Origin of the sequence: Vibrio sp. 10N.222.46.A1 (assembly GCF_041473595.1) — a bacterium.
Lineage (GTDB): Bacteria > Pseudomonadota > Gammaproteobacteria > Enterobacterales > Vibrionaceae > Vibrio > Vibrio tasmaniensis_A.
The window spans coordinates 1-1913 of record NZ_JBFRSN010000227.1; the positions used below are offsets into that span (position 1 = coordinate 1).

4 protein-coding genes and 1 pseudogene are annotated in these 1913 nt (G+C 38.5%); 3 read left to right on the forward strand and 2 right to left on the reverse strand.

The window, feature by feature from the left end:
• From AB4496_RS07595 to AB4496_RS07605, 3 genes and pseudogenes are all read left to right on the forward strand, one after another.
• Positions 1–101, forward strand: a pseudogene (locus AB4496_RS07595) (S24 family peptidase); the annotation flags it as partial.
• Positions 98–394: a hypothetical protein gene (locus tag AB4496_RS07600; protein ID WP_102258124.1), complete on the forward strand. Its 297-nt coding sequence runs from the start codon at positions 98–100 to the stop codon at positions 392–394. The pseudogene AB4496_RS07595 and the gene AB4496_RS07600, both read left to right, overlap by 4 nt.
• Positions 391–675, forward strand: a complete 285-nt coding sequence (locus AB4496_RS07605) for a hypothetical protein (RefSeq protein ID WP_198592109.1) — start codon at positions 391–393, stop codon at positions 673–675. The genes AB4496_RS07600 and AB4496_RS07605 overlap by 4 nt, the downstream gene beginning before the upstream one ends.
• A gap of 66 nt (positions 676–741) precedes the next feature.
• Here AB4496_RS07605 and AB4496_RS07610 read toward each other — a convergent pair whose 3' ends face one another.
• Positions 742–1410: an HNH endonuclease gene (locus AB4496_RS07610; RefSeq protein WP_102258125.1), complete on the reverse strand. Its 669-nt coding sequence runs from the start codon at positions 1408–1410 to the stop codon at positions 742–744.
• A gap of 4 nt (positions 1411–1414) precedes the next feature.
• The coding region (locus AB4496_RS07615) for an AAA family ATPase (protein ID WP_372130770.1) at positions 1415–1913 on the reverse strand (499 nt) is incomplete at its 5' end.

Genomic DNA, 1913 nt, shown 5'->3' on the forward strand with positions numbered 1-1913 from the left:
ACAAAGAAGAATATGATTCGTTTATCGTGAATGAGGAGAAACTCGACGAGTTCGCGGTAATCGGGAAAGTTATTACCACCGTCATGAAGGCGGTGATATGAACGACATAAACGAGTTAAATAAAGATCATTTAGAAGAGTTCTTCGATGTGAAACTTAAGAACTATAAATGTCCTTGCTGCCAAACAACAGAAAAGCCAGCGATACCAACGACAAAAGGGGAAGAAATTAGCTTCAGCCTTTTGGATTTGGTTGAAGTTAGTCCTGATCAATCCAGAACTAAGCGACTACTTTCCACTCCGACAATTCCGTTAGTATGCCAAAACTGCGGTAATATTCACCGTATAGCGACTTACATAGTCTTAAAGTATTTTTCTGATAAAGGTGTATCATGAGGGATAAAGTTCACTTTTTGACCATGACAGATACACCAATACGAAAGAATGGTGGTGACGGGGGAGATGGTTTGGACTCACGGGTAGCAAAATTGGAAGCTAGCGTTGAATACATTCAACGTGATATCTCAGACATTAAGGGTGATATCAAAGACATACGCAGTGATTTGAAAGAGTTTCACAATCACCAAAGAAGTGACTTTCGCCTTTTATTCGGAGCTTTAATTACAGTCACAATAGGCCTCGCTGGTTTGATGGCGAAGGGCTTTGGTTGGCTGTGAGTGATGTAAGAGAAATATATAGATTAGAAATAGAAAAGGCACCTATTAGGGTGCCTTTTTTGAAAGCTACTCAGTCCTACCTATAAAATCATGTAACATCCGCCCCAATTCCTCGTCTTCTATAATGCACCAATTTATAAATGCACTGTATGGAGAAGATGGTTTTAGGAGAAGCTTGATACGTGCGACCGCAACATCTTTTTCTTCCTGTAAGGCCATTGGTTTGTAGTAATTGTTCAATTGCGACAATAGTAAGTTATATTGTTCAAAGACTCTCTTTCTTAGAAAGGCTGAAGATACAGCTTTGTTTGGAGTATGTTCACTGTTGAACACTCTATCCAACAGTTCCGCAGTCAATTTAGTCTTGTTATCGGCGGTTTGAGCTCTAACATGAAGCTTTTTCGCATATGGAGTTGATGGAGGAAGGTGTTTGATTGCGCGAACGACATCAATCTTAGGGTCACAGCAGTCTAATAGATCATCATACTTAGCGAGTTTAATATTGTTGCAGCGACCACACGAAAAGTATAAATTTTCCCACTCATACTTTAATCTTTCATCACCCTCATGTGGAATGAAATGCTCTACATTTATGTCTTGTGGTTCAAATGTTTCACAGATATAGCACTTCTTGTGAAACACATTTTTCAAGGCATCCCAAACATCTTTGGAATCATACTTTTTTCCCTCAGCTAATGAGGAAGGAGCTGGTTCACTTCTAACTACATTGAACATCTGGCTACCTCTTGGCTTTGCTGATTGCTAGTTTTGCGGAATTAACAAAGTAAAGTGATTCAGAGTCCAGTGAGTCTTCATCTTCGGGTAATTTCTCTAATAGTGACTGAATTTCTTTAACGTCAATTGGGTGTCTTTCAAGTGACTTGGCTAATGTTTCAATGTTCTTTTGAAGTAAACTAGAAATTGGAAGGACACCAAATAAGCCTTCTAAAACAGATTCATAGGAGTACATAGATAGATCTTCGACTTGTTCTCGTTTTGAAAGATCGTAAATTACAGCATCGTCTACAGATGAGACTACAAACGGTGAATGTGTAGTCACAATAAACTGTACTTTCGGAAATGCGTTTTTAAGGAAAGCTAGAATTTTTTTCTGTAATGATACATGAAGGTGCGCATCAATTTCGTCAATTAAAACAATTCCCGTAAGAGCATCTGGGTCTATTAAACGTAATGACACCTTCGTAATTAAATCAGCATACACAGCCATAATTGAAGAG